Annotated in this window: 14 protein-coding genes; 6 read left to right on the top strand and 8 right to left on the bottom strand. The window is 64.8% G+C overall.

What is annotated here, in order from left to right; all coding sequences use genetic code 11:
- The first annotated feature begins 19 nt into the window (after positions 1-19).
- The 4 genes from FJY88_00650 (at position 20) to FJY88_00635 (ending at position 3,606) form a co-directional block, all read left to right on the top strand.
- Positions 20-736, top strand: a complete 717-nt coding sequence (locus tag FJY88_00650) for a hypothetical protein (protein ID MBM3285851.1) — start codon at positions 20-22, stop codon at positions 734-736.
- Positions 729-1,214, top strand: coding sequence for a hypothetical protein (locus tag FJY88_00645; GenBank protein MBM3285850.1), 486 nt, complete (start codon positions 729-731; stop codon positions 1,212-1,214). Before FJY88_00650 ends, FJY88_00645 begins: the two co-directional genes overlap by 8 nt.
- Positions 1,186-2,646 (top strand): type IV pilus secretin PilQ, encoded by a 1,461-nt coding sequence (gene pilQ, locus FJY88_00640; GenBank protein ID MBM3285849.1) that lies wholly within the window; start codon positions 1,186-1,188, stop codon positions 2,644-2,646. Before FJY88_00645 ends, pilQ begins: the two co-directional genes overlap by 29 nt.
- Positions 2,647-3,084: 438 nt before the next feature.
- Positions 3,085-3,606 carry a hypothetical protein gene (locus FJY88_00635; GenBank protein MBM3285848.1) on the top strand — a complete coding sequence of 174 codons (522 nt, stop codon included), beginning with the start codon at positions 3,085-3,087 and terminating at the stop codon, positions 3,604-3,606.
- A 150-nt stretch (positions 3,607-3,756) separates the two neighbouring features.
- Here FJY88_00635 and FJY88_00630 read toward each other — a convergent pair whose 3' ends face one another.
- From FJY88_00630 to FJY88_00595, 8 genes are all read right to left on the bottom strand, one after another.
- Positions 3,757-4,311: a hypothetical protein gene (locus FJY88_00630; protein MBM3285847.1), complete on the bottom strand. Its 555-nt coding sequence runs from the start codon at positions 4,309-4,311 to the stop codon at positions 3,757-3,759.
- Entirely contained in the window at positions 4,292-5,647 is a 1,356-nt protein-coding gene (locus FJY88_00625) for a DUF4900 domain-containing protein (protein MBM3285846.1), read from the bottom strand. The genes FJY88_00630 and FJY88_00625 overlap by 20 nt, the downstream gene beginning before the upstream one ends.
- 18 nt (positions 5,648-5,665) lie before the next feature.
- A complete protein-coding gene (locus tag FJY88_00620) occupies positions 5,666-6,067 on the bottom strand; it encodes a hypothetical protein (GenBank protein ID MBM3285845.1) in 402 nt (133 codons plus the stop codon).
- A 273-nt stretch (positions 6,068-6,340) separates the two neighbouring features.
- Positions 6,341-7,186, bottom strand: a complete 846-nt coding sequence (locus FJY88_00615) for a hypothetical protein (GenBank protein ID MBM3285844.1) — start codon at positions 7,184-7,186, stop codon at positions 6,341-6,343.
- Positions 7,183-10,023: a DUF1080 domain-containing protein gene (locus FJY88_00610; protein ID MBM3285843.1), complete on the bottom strand. Its 2,841-nt coding sequence runs from the start codon at positions 10,021-10,023 to the stop codon at positions 7,183-7,185. Before FJY88_00610 ends, FJY88_00615 begins: the two co-directional genes overlap by 4 nt.
- A gap of 13 nt (positions 10,024-10,036) precedes the next feature.
- The gene (locus tag FJY88_00605; protein MBM3285842.1) at positions 10,037-10,522 is read right to left on the bottom strand and encodes a hypothetical protein; all 486 of its coding nucleotides are present in this window, start codon (positions 10,520-10,522) and stop codon (positions 10,037-10,039) included.
- A 17-nt stretch (positions 10,523-10,539) separates the two neighbouring features.
- Positions 10,540-12,138 (bottom strand): hypothetical protein, encoded by a 1,599-nt coding sequence (locus FJY88_00600; GenBank protein MBM3285841.1) that lies wholly within the window; start codon positions 12,136-12,138, stop codon positions 10,540-10,542.
- 20 nt (positions 12,139-12,158) lie between these two features.
- Positions 12,159-12,710, bottom strand: coding sequence for a type II secretion system protein (locus tag FJY88_00595; GenBank protein MBM3285840.1), 552 nt, complete (start codon positions 12,708-12,710; stop codon positions 12,159-12,161).
- Between the two features lie 304 nt (positions 12,711-13,014).
- Here FJY88_00595 and FJY88_00590 point away from each other — a divergent pair, with 304 nt between their 5' ends.
- Positions 13,015-15,864 (top strand): TonB-dependent receptor, encoded by a 2,850-nt coding sequence (locus FJY88_00590; protein MBM3285839.1) that lies wholly within the window; start codon positions 13,015-13,017, stop codon positions 15,862-15,864.
- A gap of 57 nt (positions 15,865-15,921) precedes the next feature.
- A complete protein-coding gene (locus FJY88_00585) occupies positions 15,922-19,056 on the top strand; it encodes a hypothetical protein (GenBank protein ID MBM3285838.1) in 3,135 nt (1,044 codons plus the stop codon).
- The last annotated feature ends 17 nt before the right edge of the window (positions 19,057-19,073 follow it).

Genomic DNA, 19,073 nt, shown 5'->3' with positions numbered 1-19,073 from the left:
ACGAGGGGAGAGAGACGGCATGGCACTGCAGCTGAACGATCCGAAGAGCCGCAAGATCATCCTGGGATCGGCCCTGGGGGCGGCCCTCCTGTACGTCTATTTCATGACGACGCTGGTTCCGTTCACGTACAAGGCGGGGGCGTCGGAGCTCAAGGAGCTCTCGGGGCGCTACGAGGGGTTGACGCAGGACTTGACGAAGGCGCGGCAGACGATCAACTCGCTTCCGTACATGGAGAAGGAGTTCGATCTTCTTCACCGCAAATGGGCGACCGCCCAGCAGCTCCTGCCGGACCAGCAGGAGATGGCCTCCCTCCTGCGGGCGATCACGACGATCGGCGATCAGGCCGGGGTCGGCTTCGTCCTCTTCAGGCCCTCGCCGCCTCAGCCGGCGCAGTTTCACACGGAGCATCCGATCGAGATCAAGGTCGAGGGGGGCTACCACGAGATCGGGACGTTCCTCGGAGAGATCGCGAACATGGAGCGGATCGTGACGGTCAGCGACCTCTCGATCGAGAGCGCGAAGGACTCTCCCCTCGAGAAGCCGGCCGCCGCCTCCTTCGTTGCGAGGACCTACACCCTGGGCGGGACAGGGGTTCCGCCGGGGGATGAGGACCGAGAGGCGAAGGGGGACAAGAAGGCGAAGGGAAAAGGGAGCATCAACAAGAAGATGGAGCAGGCGAAGGAAGCGGGGCGCAAGCTCAAGGCGAAGCAGCGAGGGGAGGGGAGCGATGAGTGAGAGATCCGTCGCTCGGGCTCTGGGGCTGATCTCGGCCGCCCTGATCGGGATGAGCGGCCTCGCGGTCGCAGCGGACGCGACTCCCCCGGCCGCAGAGCCGCCGGCAGACGAGCTGGACGACCTGCTGATGGCGCCCGACCCCTACTACTACGAAGGGATGGGGCGGCGGGACATCTTCGTCAGCCTGATCTCGGACGAGTACATAGACGAGAATCCCAGCCCGAGGCCGATGAGCGAGGAGTTGAGGGTGGTCGGGATCCTCTGGGCCGAAAAGGACCGCTTCGCCCTGCTCGAGACGGAGGACGGCCGCAGCCTGATCCTCCGGGAGGGCGACCGATTGGGGGATGGAAGCGTAGCTGTGATCCGGCCTGACCGGGTCGTGGTCCATGTGACGGAGTACGGCGCCTCGCGAACCAAGTCGCTGCCGCTTGAGCAGGGAGGGGGATGGAATGAGAATCCGCGGTCCCGCAACCGTTAGTCTGCTCGTCACGGTCGTGACGCTGGGCGTGGCCCTCTGGGCGACGGCCGGGTCGGCCGATGGGCCGCAGCGGCACTTCCCGGCCGACAGGGCGTTGATCATGAAGGTGATGGCCGAGCGGGAAGCGATGCGTTCCCACGAGAGCCCCAACTCGGTTCACGATGAGGCTCCCTCCATGGGGCGGTGGGATCCTCGCGCCGAGATCGTGGACGCCGCGCTCGCCGCGCCTTCGCTCATCGATCCGCCCGGAGGCGGAGAGCCGATGGATCTGGACATCCAGGGGGCCGACATACGGACGGTCCTTCGCTCCATCGCCGCCTTCGGCAAGGTCAACATCATTCCGGACAACAACGTCTCGGGAGCGGTCAACGTGAGGCTCTCGCAGGTCCCGTGGCGACGGGCCCTCGATGTCGTCTGCCGCTCGGCAGGCCTGACCGCCGTATCCCAGGGCGACATCCTGCGCGTCGCCTCGCGCAAGACTATCGCCGAGGAGGATCTGGAAGTGGAGGCCGCCGCGCGCAAGCGCGAGGAGGTTCTGCCCCTTGAGACGGCCATCTTCCAGGTCGACTACGCCACGGCGGAGGAGCTCAAGAGCTGCGTCCAGTTCGCGTTGAGCAAGAGGGGAAGCGCGGAAGTCGATCCCCGGACGAACTCGATCCTGGTGACCGACATCGCCGAGAGGGTGGCCCAGATCCGGCAGTTGGTCGAGGACCTGGACAGCGAGACCCGTCAGGTCGAGATCGTCGCCCGCCTGGTCGACGTCGACGCCTCGGCCGCGAGGCAGCTCGGGATCACATGGAACGTCCAGAATCTCCATTCTTCGAAGGAGCGGCTCTCCGGGTCGATCAGCCACGAGTCGCCGCTGGTGTCCGCGGCGGCCGAGCTGGACTTCGGCGTCGTGAGGCGTTTCGGGGACATCGATGGGACGATCCAGGCGCTGGAGCGGGAGAACAAGGCCAATATCATCTCTCTGCCGCGCATCACGACGGTCAACAACCGCAAGGCGCGGATTCTCGTCGGCAAGGAAGTCCCGCTCATCGTCCTCGATCAGGCGGGCAACCCGATCACGGAGCTCAAGAAGGTGGGGATCACCCTCGAGGTGACGCCCTACATCAACGCTGACAGGCGGGTGACGATGGACCTCCATCCGGAGGTCAGCGACCTCTCCTCGCAGGCGACCGTCCAGGGCGGGATCGTCTTCACGACGACGGAGGCGGACGCCCGGGTCATGGTCGGGGACGGCGAGACGGCCGTGATCGGCGGACTGATCCGCACGGCCGAGACCAGATTCGAGGAAGGGATCCCGATCCTGCGATCGATTCCGCTCCTCGGCAACCTCTTCAAGTCGAGCGATGTGCGCAATGACCGTAGAGAGCTCATGATCTTCGTGACGCCGAGGATCGTCGAGAGGCTCGCGAGCAACCAGCCCTAGCTCGCCTCCGAGCGGTCGCGCCAAAACCAGCATTGTCGCCTGCCCGGCGGGGGGGTGTGCGGCCGGTTTCCTTCGAGCACGCGAGCAGGCCCGCGGACGGGTTTCGGGATCTGGTCAGTTGCGAAGGCGGGCCGCGCTTCGGACCTCGACGCGGCTTCTCAGAATGTCCCTCGCCCGGCCGGGGTGCACGTCGGCCGGGGCGGGGTTCCAGAACGCCTCGCCGATACGGTCGTGGTTGTGGTGATAGCCGAATCGCCCGATCTCTTGCCCGAGCGGCCACGGCAGAACAATTGCCTCCCGATTCCGCCTCGTCTAGGATTCTGTCGGAGTTTGCGATTGCCCGTGGGTGTGAGCGCTCCCCTGGATCGGGGGCCGTCCGTGCCTGCCGGCCGTGCCTGGGGAGCCTTCACCCGCGCATAACTACTCGAGGGAGGGAGTATGAGACGTTGGATAGGCCTGCTGGCCGTGCTGTGTCTGACCACGCTGGTGAGCTGCGGCGACGACGACAAGAAGAGCACGACAGGGCCCGGCGACCAGAACCAGGAACATGACGGGACGATCACCGCCGCTATCACAGGAGATTTCCAGTTGGACTTCACCTGTGCGGACGCCTATGGCCTCAAGGTCGAACCGCAAGAGGGCTTGCCCGGTTCGATGCACATCCAGGGCGATGTGACACTGGGATCAGACCAGTACATGATCGACATCCAGGTCTACCACGACCCGGCGACGGGAACCTTCGATCTCACCTTCCCGCCCGTCGATGGGGTGGGGTCTATCATCAAGAACAGTCGCATTCACTACTCCGAGACCGGGAGCGTGACTATCAGTCAAGTCAGCGCGAGTCGGATGGAGGGGACCTTCTCCTTCCACGCGTTCTCCATGGTGAGTCCCGGCCAGAGGGTCGATGTCGACGTGATGGAAGGCACTTTCGACGTGCCGGTGATCCTCGCCCCTTGAGGCGGTTTGGCCAGGACGGAGGATCGAGCGGCCAACCCTGCCGGCCTCCGAGCGGCCGCGCCAAAACCGGCACTGTCGCCTGCCAGCGGGGGTGTGCGGGAGGCGTTCTTCGTGCCGATGAGCCGGCCCGCGGACGGCTTCGGGATCTGGTCAGTTGCGAAGGTGGGCGGTGCTTCGGACCTCGACGCGGCCGCCGATCTGGTCGTCGGCCGCAAATCGGAAGCGGACCGTCTGAGCGACCGCAGGATCGCGCGCGAAGCGCATGTTCTGCAGGGTGAGAGCTGTGATGCGGTTTCCCGCGGCGTCGACCATCGTGTTCAGCGAGGGGCTCCACTCCATGCGCGAGAGGACCGCGCCGGTCCCGTCGAGGACCGCCAGGCCGTCGCCCGAGTCTGCCGGGACGGTGCGGTTGGGGACGTTGTAGATCTGATAGGCGGAGCCGACGCGGATCTGCCGGCTGATCGATGTGGAGAGAAGGCTCGCATCCTGCTGCGAGCGGAGCTTCTTGGAGCCGGTCTTGAAGCTCTGCGCCACTCCCAGGTAGACCGCCCCGGCCGCCAGGGCCACGACGAGGGCGAGGAAAATGCCGATCATCAGCTCGACGAGCGTGAAGGCGGCGGAGCAGGGACGCCTCTCCGCGGGCGCGCCCTTCAAGCGCGGCGTGCTGATGGTCCTGCTCGCGGGGTCAGAATGGATAGCTCGCATCCCAGGTCTCCATCCATGATGCCTCTTGGTAGACGCCTGTCAGAGGGAATGCCGGCGGCGTGCGCGCGGTGACGCGCGTGTCGTAGTGGTAATCCTTCGCGTAGCCGGTCTGGAGCACGCCGTTGCGGAATGTGCCTACCGGGCCGCGGTACTTCTGGATCAGGCCTCCCCAGATGGTGAGATTTCCGCAAGGGGGACGCGTGCCATAGTCCTCCGCCGTTATCGACGTGTTGAGCGCCATCAAGACCGCGTTGATCTTGAGGTCCACAGTCGCGCTCGAGTTGTCGAAGATGATGTTCCGCTCGGCCACGAGGCCCAGCAGGTCGTCGCAACCCGGAGGCGGCGTCCCCGCGGCGCTGCTGCCCCAATAGGTGATGTCGTCGACGATGGTGATGTCGCGGAGGCAGCCGATGGTCACCTCTCCGTCCAGGCGGCCCGAGACCTCGAGAGGATTGTTGACGTAGACGACTTTCTTCCCGAGGGAGGAGATCCGGACGCCGGTCCAAGGGCCGTTCGGGGGGGGAGTGTTGCGATAGCGGAGCCAGCCGGGCGTGACCGTCCCGTCGGCCAGCTTCCCGAGCTCGATCGTGGAGGCCGGGGCGAGGAAGAGCCCCCCGCTCTGGGCCTCCGCCTTGAGATCGAGGGTCTGCGTCGGCAGCGGTATGCTCGGCACGTTGAGCCGGAAGCTCTCGTCGAATACGGGGGCGTTGCCGCCAACGGGCCAACCGCTCGGGTCGTAGACCGAGTAGTTCTGGTAACCGATCATCCGATTCGCGGCGGAGGTCACCTCGTCGAAGAAACGGGGGCTCCCGGCGATCCTGAAGGTGCCGTTCGAGTGGACGAGCCCGTGGATCTGATCGGCCGAGATGAACCAGATGTACTGCCCTCCTGGAGTCCGCTCATCATCGGTGAAGTAGGCGTACTGCGCGAAGGATGTCATTCGGATGCGCTGCCTGATCCGTCTCTCCACGCCCTCCGATCGGCCGACGCAATCGAGGACGAACCACTTCTCGACCTGGTAGATCCCCGCGCTGTCGACCAGGCAATCCACGGTGTAGCTGCCGCCATCGGGCCCTGCCGCAGCCGTGTAGATCCGGACGTCGGTCTCGGGGGGGCGCGTCAGGCTCGCCATCCACCTGAGGGCTCGCTCCTTGCCGGCCTCCGCCAGCCAGAAGGCGCGCTGCTTCGCAAGGTCGGTGTGGGAGGCTCTGGTTTCGTAGCCGGCGAGCGCGATGAACGACGCCGCGATGACGCCGAGGGCGAACATGATGATCACGACCACGGCTAGGGCGTAGCCGCCGCGGGAACCAAGGGCTCTTCCGATGGCGGGTCGCATGCTCGCGCCTCCCGCGGTTCAGTTGTTATAGACGAGCGTCGCCAGAGAGACGCTCCTCTGGACCGACGGCTTCACGTTCCAGGTCACGACTGACCGGACGGTCTTCATGTTGGACTCGGGCGCGTTGTTCTGCACCGTCACGGCGATCGCGTAGGACGTGGACGAGACGCTTCGATTCTCGGCCCAGTTCGCCACCAGTCCGTAGTCCAGGGCGATGGTCCTCTCAAGGGAATCCTGCGCGAGCAGCGTGGCCACGCGCTTCTGCTCCTCGCGCCTGAACCAGAGGTGTCCCTTCGCGAAGAACTCGACCGTCCCCAGGACCACGACGCTGACGACGACCGTGGCGATCATGACCTCCAGGAGGGATGCGCCGCGGATGGCCGAGCGTCTGGTCGCTCCAGACGGCCGCATGACGCTCACGGCCGACTCCGCATGAGACGATCGCAGGAGAGGCCTCATGTCCCGTCACCCCCTCGGTTCTGTCGGGCTGTTCCCTCTAACCTTCGGCATCGCCGCGGATTGGCTGAAGGGATGCCCGCCTCCAACACCGGATGAGAGTCGCTGAGGCACAGCGCCCGTGCGACTAGTAGGGATAGACAACGAGGAAGGGATTGTCAATGCCGCAATTGATTGTGAATGCTTACACTTGGAGGGAATGGCGATGATAGCGGCGAATTGGGTAGGCCCCGAGTCCTACTCCGTGGCCTCCAACGCCATGGGGTGCTCGCTCTCGAACCGCAGGATCGCCTCCTCCACCCTGTCCTGCCATGCGCGATTCGGCCTCACGCTCGCGTCCATCGCGCGAAGGCGGACGCCAAGGGGCTCGACCCTGCCGGGAGAGACGATCCTGCATTCCGCCAGCGCGATCGACTTGCCCGACCGTCCCGGTCCGAGGAAGAGGACGCCGTCATGGACCAGGGGCGCTTCGAACCTGGCCCCCCTGGCCACGATGGCGATGTCGGCGCCCGCAACCCTGGCGGCGGCGCGCGCGAAGCTGAGATCGCCGGCGCAGAGCAGGAGGACGGCGTCGGCCTTTCCGAGGTCGCGAATCGACTTGCGACAGGGAGCGGGATCGATGCCCTCATGGGCGGCGGCGACCGCGATCCTCAGGTTCCCGGCTTGAACGATGCGGGCTCGGTTGGGCGCCAGCCATCGGGCGTCAAGGCCGGGGGAAGCGTCCGATGGGGGGTCGATCGCTATGGCGTCGTAGCCCGCCGCCACCGCCCCGTCCCGGAGCAACTGGCGCAGGTCGATCAGCGTCTGTTCAGGCAGAAGGTGATGCTCCGCGCGCGACGGAAGAAAGCGCCCGGCATCGACGATGAGGAGCGGTTCGGACGAGGCCGCTCGAAGCGAATCGAGGAGGCCGATCCTGCGCGCCAATCCGCCCAGAGGCCTCTCCGGACAAGGGCAGGGCATGAGATTGCCGCGCGTCTCGGCGGTGCAGGCGATGCGCAGGATCCGCGCGGCCTCCATGCCGCCTGCCGCCGCGGGGGAGCCGCAGGCGATGACGAGCGCGAGCGGCAGGAGCAGCCGCCTCATGGCAGAACGGCGCTGCTCTGGCACCGGACGTCGTCCCAGCGGGACGACGTGGAAGACGTCCTGAATCCGATCTTGCCGCTGGCGTTCATGTTGCTGTCCGTGTAATCGATGACCTGGGCGCAATCGAAGAAGCAGATCGCGCGTTTGCCGGAGAGGACGACCTTCAGGCTGTGCCATTCCCCGTTGGCGAGCGGTGTGCTGTAGGAGGCGGTCTGGGTGAAGGTTCCGCTCTTGACTCTGGCCAGGCGAACGATGTCGGTATCGGTGCGGAGGCCGAGCAGGTAGAAGTTGTTGTCGTCCGTGTATCTGAAGACGATGTAGGCCGTCGTTCCCGAGATCGGGCAGATCTTCGCCTCGTAGGTGAGGTCCGTCAGGGCATCGGCGCCTATCAATAGCCTGTTGTTGGATGTGCTCGCTTGGTAGAGCTGGCCGTTGTTCGAGTTCCAGGTCCCGCTGCGGACGGTCCAGCCCGTTATGTTCCCGTCATCGAAGTCGTCGAAGATCGCGACGGCCCGGTTCACGGCCCCGTCTGTGCAATATCCGCCGCTCGGGTTCTTGAAGACGAGATCGAGTCCCACGTCCCTGACATCCCTGTCGAAGAGCAGCTCGAGCGGCCCGCCGTCCGCCTCCGAAGTCCACGACGGCACCGTCACGTCGGTCAGGTTCAGCGTGGCGCCCGACGGACGGGGCCCCACCGGGCCGTCCTCGCCCGCCGTCCCGTCGGCCTTCCAGATCGTGGCGAGCGGGCGGCCATAGAGGACCTCGGTGATCAAGGCCCCGCCGTTCCAGGACGGGACGAGCTTCGCGAGCGTCTCGCTCGACTCGCCCTGGGTGTAGATCTCGAGGCGGGCGTCCTTGTAGAGGGCCGCCGCCGTGGAGACCCATGCCGGACAGCTCGCCTGAATCATGCACGGGGAGCAGGTCGTCATTCCGTAGGCCTCGGGAGAGGGCTCGCTCTCGTGAGCAGGGTCGCAACGGTCGATCCCCGTGACGGCAACATAGTAGGTCGTGCATCCCTCGAGGCCTGTGAGGCTCATGGCGCAGGTTCCACCCTCGGTCACCTGCTCGTGGGGGACCGTGATCGGGGAGATTCCCTCCGACGCATCGGTGCCCGTGTAGACGCCGCTCGAGGTTCCGTAATGAATCCGGTATCCGGAGAAGTCGCAGTCGGTCTGGTTGGCGGTCCAGACGAGGTCGACCCGGTTGTCGAGCGGCGTGAGGGAGAGGGAGGCGGGGGATGCCGGGACGGACGGATCGCAGGGTTCGGCGAGCTGAACCGAGACCTCGTTTCCGAGACAGGAACTGCCGCTCGCATGCCCACACGTGTCGATCGTGCGGGCATGGAGGTAGTAGGTCTTGCACGGGACAAGGCCGGTCAAGGTCGCTTCGTCGTCGTTCCCCTCCAGAACGAAGTACTGAGCGGTGCTGCCGGGGATCGTGTCGCAGTAGATCTTGGTGGCTCCGATCTCCTCGGCCGGAAGCGGAGTGAGGTTCTCCCGCAGGGTCGGGTGACTCCACCAGACCTGGAGATCGCCGGATTGGACCCCCGTCTCGGCCGCGAGATTGGCCGGGCATTGCGGCGGCGATGGGCGAAGCACGGAGTGTTCTGGGGACGGATTTCCCTCGGCGCAGCAGACGGAGGCGGTCACGCGGTAGTAGTAGGTCGCGCAGTCGTTGGGCAAGGCGTCGACGTAGGTCGTGCTCCCCCCACTAGCGGTCCCGATTCTCAAGGCCTCGTCCGGCTCGAATCCTTCGGTCGTCGATCTGTAGACAGGGTACTCGACCGGCACCGTGATCGGCTCGTGGTCTTCGAACTGCGTGACTGCAGGCCATTGGAGGGTGATGTTGCCGGTGTCGGTGGAGGTGAGCGCGGCGGGGGCCGCGGGGAGAGATCCGCCTCCGATCACGACCTCGCGGCGGCAGGGGAAGCTCTCGACGCCGCTTCGACTGACGCACGTCACGGCGATCCAGTGAGTCTCGCAAGTGAGATCCGGAACGGTCCAGCCATTGAAGGTTCGGGCAAGGCGGGCGTTGAGTGACATGTCGTCCGGATCGAGTCCGTAGTAGAAGTTGAAGTGGCTGATGTCTCCGAATGCCAAGGTCGTGCCGTCGGTGTTCGTTGTCGGTGTCTGCCATGTGAGGGTCGCCGAGCTGCAGTTCGGGAAGGTCGGGTCGCCGCAGGCAGGCGTGCTCGGCCTGCTCCGCGCGGGAGACAGCGGCAGGTTGCGCGGGTAGATTGTGGACGAGAGGGTCATCGTCTCGTAAGGTTGCTGCTTCCATCTCCGGGCCTGCGTCGCTGTGACCTCGACCTGCATTTCGCCGATCATCTCCGGTTGCGGCACCGGGTTGGACAGCTCCGTGCCGGCGCCGTTGAAGTAGCGGAATGAGACTCCTCCCTGCGCTATTCCATAGGACTGCGGCTCTGCATAGAGGACGGTCCCCCCGCTGTCGGCCACCGTCTTCATGAGGACCGTGTCATCGGGATTGGGCGTGTCGGGATCCCCATCGGGATGCAGCGAATAGGAGATCACTTCGGCCCCCGGGAACTCGGTCATGATGTCGGCGATGTAGACGATCGAGTCGGGCCCCGCGTATCGGATAGAGGGCTGCGTCGGGTCCTTCCCGTAGCTGACGTGCCGGAAGTCGTCGGCAAGCGAGGCGACCGCCACGCGCGCGTTCTGTTGCATTTCGACGAGGTATTTCTGCACGTCGTGGCTCCTGCGCCCTGCGTAGAACGCCTGGTACAGAGCCGAGACGATGATCCCCGAGATGACGAGGACGACCAGGGTCTCGACGAGGGTGAAGCCCGCATGCGGATGGGTTCTCTTGCCGTTCATGGCTCCTCCTCGCTCAAGGGGCGCCGCATATGGTCAGTCGGCCGGTTCGGACGAGGGAGATGGCGAACGTGTCGGCATGGGCGTTGCTGAAGACGGCTGTGAATGGCGCGTCTTCGGCAAGGACCGTTCCCCTGCTCTCGAACTCGATATCCAGGTTCTCGGGATCGCCCCCGGCGCTCGAGGACCAGTTGACTGCGGTCGGCAAAGTCCGGATCTCGTCGGGATCCATGACCCACGTGGAGTCGCTCTGCGACCGCTCGGTCCAGTAGGCGCGGTTCTCCGGATCGAGGACGACGCGGTGGGGGACGCGGGTCGCGATCGCGCGCTGTCGCGCGATCTGGAGCGCCGTCGCGATCTGATCGGTCGCGGCCTCGACGCGCCGGCGCCGGTTCGAGTCGGCGAAGTCGGGGATCGAGGCGGCCAGGAGCAATCCCAGGACCACCACGATCACCATCGTCTCCACGAGAGTGAAGCCGAGGTTCTTTGCGGGGCGAGTCATCGCGTCCGATCCTCCGCTCAGTCGGGCAAGTGGCTGGCCAGCTCGGGGCGGACGTCAGTGATCTCGGTCCAGGAGACGTCCCTGTAGAGATTCAGTGGCACGGGATAGCAAGGGGGCGGATAGCTTGTCAGGTCCAGGTCGTAGTTGTAGCGACGGGTGGGGCCGCTCGCGTTGGCCAGGACGCCGGAGTTGTTCCAGGGGGCCGCGTTTCCGCCGACGTTGGTGATGATCCCCCCGCTGATGTTCAGGACCCACGTGTTGGAATTGATGACTGTCTCGTCCCACCCCTCGCCCGCGACCGGGTCATTGTTGCGGGGGCTCTCGCCGAAGATCCCATCCAGATCGAGATCGAGAGGCCCGGGCCCGGCGGTGGGATGATCGGCCTCGCTTCCCTGGCCCGCCCACGTGGAGGTCCGGGAGAGAAGCATCGCGTCCACGCGGAGCACGCGCGGCGTGTTGGCGTGCAGGTAGAGGTAGTCCTCGGCGACGAGCCCCAGATTGACCGGGTCGCCTGTGCTGTTGGGGAGACGGGTCGTCGGATCGTATCCCGAGTGGCCCGTGATCAGGTTGTGGCGGATCCAGATGTCGTCGGTTGCGTACACGGTCATGCTCCGCGCGCTGACCCCGTCGAGCGTGCCGCGGATCGACGCGTCCCCCTCGAAGAAGATCATCCCGTTGAAGTCCGAGAAACGGAGCGCTTGCCCCGTCTGCGGATTGATGACGAGCGAGCCGTTGTAGCGGACGACCGTGTCCGGCGGCGCCGTTGTCAGATCCTGGAAGTCGAAGCGTTCGAAGACGAGAACGTTCTGGTTGGGGGATGCCTGCGATGCGAGGCCCAGGGGATCGGTCCCTGGAAGCGAGATGTAGACGCCGATGTTGCCCTTCTTCTCGCAGGCGTTGTCGGCGCCCAGGCCGCGGGCCTTGTCGCGGACGTCGCCCCAGTCGAAGGAGTTCTGCAGGTCGATGGGCTCCGCGTCGGTCACGTAGCCGCGGAAGAAGTCGGCGCAACCCGCGTTGGGGATGTCGCCCACCACCGAGACGAGTTCGAGGAATCGATCATGACGGCCCGAGGCGCAACCGCAGGGGACGTTCAGATCTCCATAGACGTAGACCTCCCCGGTGATGTTCGCGTCACAGGCGTATGTCAGGTCACCTAGCGCCGTGAAGCGGGCGTACTTGAGGAAGCTGTCGTGGACGATCTCCACCTTGACGCGACGCTTGGCGCCGCGGAACTCCCCCTCCGAGACGATCGTGAAGCCGTTCGCCTGATAGGCGGTGATGCCGACGCCCTTGATGTCGCTCGCCTCGGCGATGACGTGGTAGCTTCCGTCCCAGGAAAGCGTGTCCGAGAGGCGGAAGTCCGGGTGCCCGTCGGAGTCCTCGTCGGCCATGGGCGCGACGAGGTCCTTGATGCTCCGCTTGGCGAAGGCCACGCCGGTCTCGGCGGCGGCCAGCGCCTCGACGCTGTGACGCTCGTAGCGCGAGAGATTCCGGTCGCCCATCGTGACGACGGCAATCGAGCCCCCGAGAATGGCAAGCGCCGCGAGGATGAGGAGAGCGAGCAGCAGGGTGTTCCCGGCGCGCGGGCCGAGAAAGATGGGATCGTGGGGTTTCATGGACGGCTCCATCCTTCGGATCAGTGGCCGATGTCCGTGATCGCGAACCGGAGGGGAAGCGTCAGCGTGTCGCCGCGGGACGGCCACGAGATCCGGACGAGAACGGAGAACATCCCCGGTAGGATCTCTTCATCCGAGTCGGAATCGAACACGTCGAGCCGACCGCTCGCTCCCGGGCCGAGCTGCTCGCTGATGTGAGCCGCCCACTCCTCACAGGGAAGGGTGACGGTCGAGGGCTCCGTGGTGTCGACCCCATCGAACACCATGGGAACCTGATCCACCGACTCGCTCATGATCTTCTCCTGGATTTCCCGGGCTAGGCTGACTGCCGTCGTCTCCGCCCGCCCCATGGCCGCGTTCCTTCCCGAGACGGCGAAGATCTGTCCGACTCCGAGAATTCCCACGGCGAGGATCACCAAGGCGATCATGAGTTCGACCAGCGTAAACCCTTGGATAGCTATAGGTTGGCGCCTGCTCTTCGATCTCACCTGCCGCTCACCCCCTTGCCATGAGAGCGCATCTCCGGCCGGCGGAGGCCGGAACTCCCTTGCGGCGAGCATCTTCCATTCCATGCCTGTTCATCGGCTAACTAGTGCGAAAGCTTGAGGTTTGCCCCGCCGATAGAGGGTCGGGAGGCTCCCGGGGGTGCGTTTCGCACGACTCCTTTCGCGCAGTGCCGCGGGGGCCCAGACCGGCAGGGGAAAAGAGCTTGACACCGGTCTGCGGCGGGACTACTTTGCTGCCGCCCTAAGCTCTTGGGTTCCAAGCGAATAACTTCTCGTCGCGGAGGTGCTTGGATTGGGAGGAGTCGCGGGCCGGATGGTCCGATCGGACAAGGAGTCCACAGCCTGCTCATTGTGAGCGGAAGGGGGGCGTATGTTCCTGCAGAACCGTCTCCACCGACTTGCCTTCCTGCTGCTGCTGGGGCCGATCCTGGTCTCGACAGCGTGGGCGGGAACGGTGGGGAAGATCTCAGGGGTCGTCACCGGCAGGGAGAGCGGCCAACCGCTCGCCGGTGCGAACATCACGATCGTCGGAACAACGATGGGGGCGACGGCCGACGCCGCGGGGCGCTACTTCGTCCTCAACGTTCCGGCCGGAACCTACCAGCTGCAGGCGACCCTAGTCGGCTACAAGCCAGTGGTCCTGGGTGACGTGCGGGTCGCACCCGACTTCACGACGGAGGCGGACTTCGCCTTGGAACAGACGGTGCTGGGCGTGGTCCAGACCGTCGAGATCCGCGCCGAGAAGCCGCTCATCCAGAAGGACCTCACGGGCACGACGCGGTTCCTGGGTCGCGAGGAGGTCGAGAATCTCCCCGCGAGGGGATACCAGAACGTCGCAAGCCAGCAGGCCGGCATCGTCGCGCAGAGCCTGACCCCCGTGGGGGCCGAGGCGAGCAACGCGCCTCGTCTCTACGTGCGGGGGGGCAGGGCGGAGGAGGTCGCCTACTACGTGGACGGGTTCTCGCAGCAGGACCCCTTGACCGGGCTTTCGACCACCTCCGTGAACCAGAACGCCATCGACCAGATCGTGGTCATGACGGGCGGTTTCAATGCCGAGTACGGGAAGATCATGTCCGGCGCGGTCAACGTCATCACGCGGGAGGGAGAGCCGGAATACTTCGGCAGCGTCGAGGTCGTCACCGACAACAGGATCGGCGAATGGCTAGGCGCCAAGAGCTACGACTGGAACATCTATGACGCCTCTCTTGGAGGTCCGGTGATCCCGGGCACGGATCAGCTGACCTTCTTCCTGAGCGGCGAGAGCCGCTGGCAGCGCGACCGCGCTCCGAAGCCGATCGAGAAGCTCGGCTTCACCGGCGAACAGAAGGCGCTATACAAGGACGGGAGGCTTCCCAACAACGATCTGTCCGGCTACACATGGCAGGCGAAAGGCACCTGGCAGCTCGGCGCTCCATACAAGATCCGCGTCGGCACGCTCAACTCGAGGGACGACTGGCAGGAGTACCGGCACTCCTACCTGTTCAACCTGCCGCACACACCGCGCTATCAGGACACCAACAAGAGCCTCTTCGGAACCTTCACGCACACGATCAACCCGCGGACATTCTACTCCTTCGGAGCGAACTGGTTCTACACGGAGCGGTTCCGCGGGGACGGCCGCTACTTCAAGGACCTTGACGCCTACAGCCGTCCTGACGGGAATCCGACCTACGATCCCGGGACGCCCCTCTTCTGGTACGGGCCGACTGAGGACCTCCAGCGGATCGTGGGGAGCGACACGACCTACGTCTACAGCGACAGCACCGCCTCGGTCTGGGACGACTATCTTCATCGGGAGTCGTCCTACTTTGGATTCAAGGGCGACATGACGGTCCAGTGGACGCCGACAAACCAGGCGAAGGTGGGAGCCGAGTACCGCGATCACACCCTGCGGCGCTACCGGCATCTCTTCCCCTACCGCATGCGAACGCCGCAGGGACTCGTGGACGTCGATCGCTTCGGATATGCGCTCGACGATCCCGAGAAGCCTCTCGATAGGGGACTGGACGGAGCGAAGCATCCCAAGGACGCTTCCTTCTATGTGCAGAACAAGTACGAGAAGGACCAGTTCATCCTGAATGCCGGTCTGCGCTACGACTACCTGGATGTCGACACCAAGATCTTCGCGAACGAGGAGCTGCCCCTCGGCGAGGACCGGGCCGTTCTGGATCCCGAGGACCTCGAGGACAGCAAGGTCAGGCATAAGCTGAGTCCTCGCCTGGGAGTCGGTTTCCCCGTGAGCGAGAGGACGCAGTTCCACGCCAACTACGGGATCTTTTTCCAGCAGCCGAACCTGGAGGACCTCTACACCGGCTTCGTCTATGGCGAGTACAAGGTGAGGGAGGGAGGGTACTACTACCCCTTCGGGAATCCGAACCTGACCCCCGAGACGACGACGGCTTATGAGGTCGGGTTCACCCAGCAGGTCTCGGAGCGCGCGCGCATCGACCTGACCGCCTTCTACAAGAACGTCCAGGACCTCGTCCAGGTCCAGTCGATCCGCTCATCTCCGAACTCCTACTCCTCGTTCCGCAACACCGACTACGGCACGATCAAGGGAGTCGACTTCGCTTTCGACCTGCGCCGGACCTCGAATCTCGCCGCGCAGCTCAACTACACCTACTCCTTCGCGAACGGGACGGGATCCGTGGCCAACTCCCAGCGCAATATCGCCTGGACGGGAGGGATCGCGCCGAAGCAGACCGCGCCCCTCGACTTCGATCAACGCCACAAGATCTCGGCGAACGTCGACTATCGTTTCGAGAAGGGACAGGGGCCGGTGATCGGCGGCCTTCGCCCCTTCGAGAAGATGGGAGTCAACGTGCTGATCAACATCAGCAGCGGCAATCCGTACACGCCCACCAAGGCCTATGACGAGGTTACGCTGGCGGCGGTCACGATCCAGCCCTCGGGCTCGATCAACTCGCTCTACGGCCCCTGGCGCAATCGCGTCGACATGAAGCTCGATCGCGGCTTCGCCTTCGGAAGGTACGAGATCAACGCCTACCTCTGGGTCCTGAATGTCCTCAACAGGGTCAACCCGGTCGCCGTCTACAGCTCGTCTGGGGATCCCGCTGAGACCGGCTGGCTGACAACGCCGACGGGAGCGCTTTCCTATTCCACGGATGAGGAGCGCGGTCTCTACGGCCTGGCCCAGAGAAACCCGAACAACTACGACAGCCCGCGTATGGTCCGATTCGGACTCAGGACGAGTTTCTAGATGAAGCGCCAGATGGATGTCGCCTCTTCGAGGCAGGCGCTTGAACAAGGAGGATCTATGATTCGGCCATACCGGTGGATTCTGGCCTGGCTGATCCTGGCTGGATTGCTTGCCGGGCCGCTTCCGGCCGCCGCCGTCGTGGGTGGGGGAGTCGCCGGCTTGCTGGTTCCCCTCGTCGTCGACAACGACACCCGTATCGATGTCAACAACATCGACATGTTCGTGACGAACAGCGGCGGGTTCGGGAGAGATCTCGAATCGCAGGGAGGCCCCTCGGGAACCTTCTTCCCGCGCGGAACCAACAAGGCCGCCGTCTATGCATGCGGCCTCTGGTTCGGGTCGAAGGCCGAAGGGGAAGTGAGGGTCACGGTCGCGGAGTACGACCTCGAGTACCAGCCCGGACGGATCTACAACGAGGGCAGCACGATCACCTACGACAATCCGGCGGACGCCCGTCTTCGGGTCTACAAGATTGTCAAGGGGGACACGCAATCGGAGGACTACCTGAACTGGCCGATCGCCGATGGCGCCCCCGTGGACGCAGAGGGCAGGCCCCTCTTCGTGGGCGATCAGACGCTCTGGGCGGTCTACAACGATGCCGATCCCTCCGGCCATACGAACAACGCCGGCGCGACGGCGCCGCAGAACATCGAAATCCAGCAGACCACCTTTGCCTTCGATCGCCCCGCCCCTCTGGGGAACATGGTCTTCGTGAAGTTCAAGATCATCAACCGGGGGAACGAGACGCTCGAGGACTGCTTCATCTCGCTCTGGTCCGACCCGGACCTGGGAGGGGCCGACGACGATCTGGTCGGTTGCGACACGCTTCTCTCCCTGGGCTACTGCTACAACGACACCAACGACGACGAGATCTACGAGAGCGCCCCTCCGGCGGTCGGCTTCGACTTTTTCCAAGGACCCATCGTGCCCAGCCCCGGCGACACCGCCTACGTGAGCGGCCGGGCGGTTCCCGATTACAGGAACCTGCCGATGACGTCCTTCAACAAGTACATCAATGGAACGGATCCCCGTTCCGCCTCTCAGTCCTACAACTACATGCTGGGGCTCGATCCGCTCGGAGGCCAACAGATCGATCCGACGACGAATCTGCCGACGCGCTACATGGTCGCCGGCGATCCCGTCGCCGGGACCGGGTGGCTCGACACCAACGCGGCGGATCGCCGGCTGATGCTCTCTTCCGGCCCCTTCTCGATGGCCCCGGGCGACAGCCAGGAGGTCGTCGCCGGGCTGATCATCGCGCAGGGGGCCGATAGGCTGGAGAGCCTCGAGCTTCTCAAGCTCTACGACGAGCAGGCGCAGGCGGTCTTCGACATCAACTTCCAGCTTCCGTCCTCCCCGCCGAGGCCGCAGATGTACTATCTGCCGGGGGATCGATCGGTCGATCTCATCTGGTCGACGGACGCGCTCGGACATGTGGATCTGAGCGAGGAGCTGGACCAGGAGTACCACCACCAGGGCTACAACCTCTATCAAGGGGAATCGGTAGCGGGCCCGTGGCACAAGATCTACACCTGGGACGTGGCCGACGCGGTTGCCCTGATCTATGGCGATGTCTTCGACATCGGGGCGGGAGGCACCCAGAGGGTCATTGTCCAGCGAGGCTCGGACAGCGGCCTGACCCACAAGATCACCATCGCGCAGGACGCGATCAAGGGCGGGCAGTTGGTTAACTACCTGGACTACTTCTTCGCCGTGACGTCGTACTCATATGACGTGAGGAACATCGAGCCCTTCTTCGTCGGGGAGAATCAGCTGGGATGGATCTCGCCGACGCTCGAGAACTCTCCCCAGGGAGTCACGGTGACGCCGAAGGCCTCATCGGGCCTGCTGCGATTGCCGAGCAGTGAGATCGTCCGCATGAGCGGGACGAGCGACGGCTCGGTCGAGGTCGTCTTCATCGACCCTTCGCTGGTGGAGAACGCCGAGTACGATGTGACCTTCCGCGAGGTCGTCGAGATCGAGGACGAGCACGAGGTCACGAAGGTGGTCTGGGATCTCGTAAGGAGCGGATCAGAGGACACGCTCTTGGCAAGACAGGAGTTCCAGTCCCCCGATCCCGAGGAGTACGGCTACCCGATCGTGAACGGGATGATGGTCCGCGTCCTCGGACCCGCGCCCGGGTTCAAGCGGAACCAGCGCGAGCCGTCGCGTCCGATGATGGATGAGATCATCCACGGGGACGGCCTCGGCGGGGGAACGCCGGTTGAGCCCGATGCTTGGGGCGGACCTGGCAACGACCTCTGGTGGAGCTACAACTCCACGGCCGACTGGGGGCTCTCCTGCGGCGGCGGCGACGGCGGCGAGGGCCGTCTGATGCGAGACGGAACCCTGAACGCGAACCACACGGCCAACGACATCATCATGAAGTGGGACTATGACTTCGTGAACAACTGGGGCTGGTGGTGGCTGGACGACGCGAGATGGCGCCCGCTTCCCTTCGGCCTCTACTGGGTAGATCCCCTGACGCAGGAGGAAGTGCGCTTGGTGCCTCTGATTGTCGAAGGAGGCGCCTCCCCCAACGAGTTTGACTTCCCCGAGGACAATGTCGACGGACACTACGGAGAGCGCGCCACGGACTGGATCTACGCCAACACGCTGGGCGAGGGATTCACTTGGGAGCAGGTCGTGGCCGAGGTGAGCGATGGAGAGTGGGGCCAGAATCCAACCGGAGTCGAGCTCTTCGCGAGGCTCGTCGTCTGGTCGGATGCCGATCCTCTCCAGATGCCGCCGGACGGCACCGTCATCAAGTTCTCGACGACGAAGCCGAACACCCCGGCGGACAAGTTCCGCTTCAGGACCTACGCAGCCGGCGACAGGGCGGGGGATGTCGTTGGGTACGATCTCAGCCGCATCCGGGCTGTCCCCAATCCCTATCTCAACCAGAGCGCCTACGAGCTGGATCAGTTCAATCGGGTGGTGCGGTTCATCAATCTGCCCAACGTGCCGACGACGATTCGCCTCTTCAATCTGGCCGGCGAGCTGATTCGGACGCTCGAGAAGGAGGGAGCGGAGGACCAGGTCAGCTCGATCCTCGAGTGGGACCTCCAGAACGAGCAGGCGATACCGGTTGCCAGCGGGATCTACATCTTCCATGTGGACGCCAAGGGAGTCGGCGCTCATGTCGGCAAGCTTGCCGTCTTCGTCGAAAAAGAACGGCTGAATCGCTTCTAGAACCAGGGAAAGGAGGA

This window comes from Candidatus Eisenbacteria bacterium, from assembly GCA_016867495.1.
Lineage (GTDB): Bacteria > Eisenbacteria > RBG-16-71-46 > CAIMUX01 > VGJL01 > VGJL01.
Note: the sequence above shows the minus strand (reverse complement) of the source record. Positions and strands in the feature narration are given on the sequence as shown.